The 647-nt window shown below is 37.6% G+C and carries 1 protein-coding gene and 1 pseudogene; both read right to left on the bottom strand.

What is annotated here, in order from left to right:
- Positions 1 to 314: DnaB-like helicase C-terminal domain-containing protein (locus tag D5S11_RS20515; protein WP_481747867.1), on the bottom strand; the 314-nt coding region annotated here is incomplete at its 3' end.
- Between the two features lie 2 nt (positions 315 to 316).
- Positions 317 to 645: pseudogene (locus D5S11_RS20520) on the bottom strand (DnaB-like helicase C-terminal domain-containing protein); the annotation flags it as partial.
- Positions 646 to 647: the final 2 nt, after the last annotated feature.

The following is a 647-nucleotide window of genomic DNA, read 5'->3' on the forward strand; positions in this document are numbered from 1 at the left end:
GTTAAGCCTTTTGTTATCTTACCGTATGCTAAATCATTTCTTTCTGCCTTCTCAGCCTCCATCAAAGTAAGGTAATCAATAAATATAGCGCCTAGCTCGCCTTTTTCTTTTCTTATTTTTCGAGATTCTTTTTTGATGTGCGATAGAGATAAGCTTGTGCCATCGTCAATATATAAGTTTGATGCTACAAACTCTTGAAATGCTGAATCCATACGACCTTCCACTTCTGGTCGTATATCTTTTTTGTAAAACTCTGCAGGATCAACAGTTGTTCTTGAGCTTAAGCCACGTTCAAACATTTCCTCATCATTCATTNTCCATACGACCTTCCACTTCTGGTCGTATATCTTTTTTGTAAAACTCTGCAGGATCAACAGTTGTTCTTGAGCTTAAGCCACGTTCAAACATTTCCTCATCATTCATTTCCATTGAAAAGGTAGCAACAGGCAAGTTTAAATCTAGCGATATATGGTTGATCATTAGCGACATAAAAGCAGTTTTACCCATTTTTGGTCGAGCAGCTACGCCAATCAAGCTACCTCTAACCATTCCTTTAACGCCAAGTATTTCATCAACAGAAGATATGCCCGTGGTTAATTTGTTTTTATCAAATCCGGTATTGTGTATCTCTTCGATGTTATCCATCC

Origin of the sequence: Bacillus sp. L75 (assembly GCF_003676355.1) — a bacterium.
Classification (GTDB): Bacteria; Bacillota; Bacilli; order Bacillales; family Bacillaceae; genus Bacillus; species Bacillus velezensis.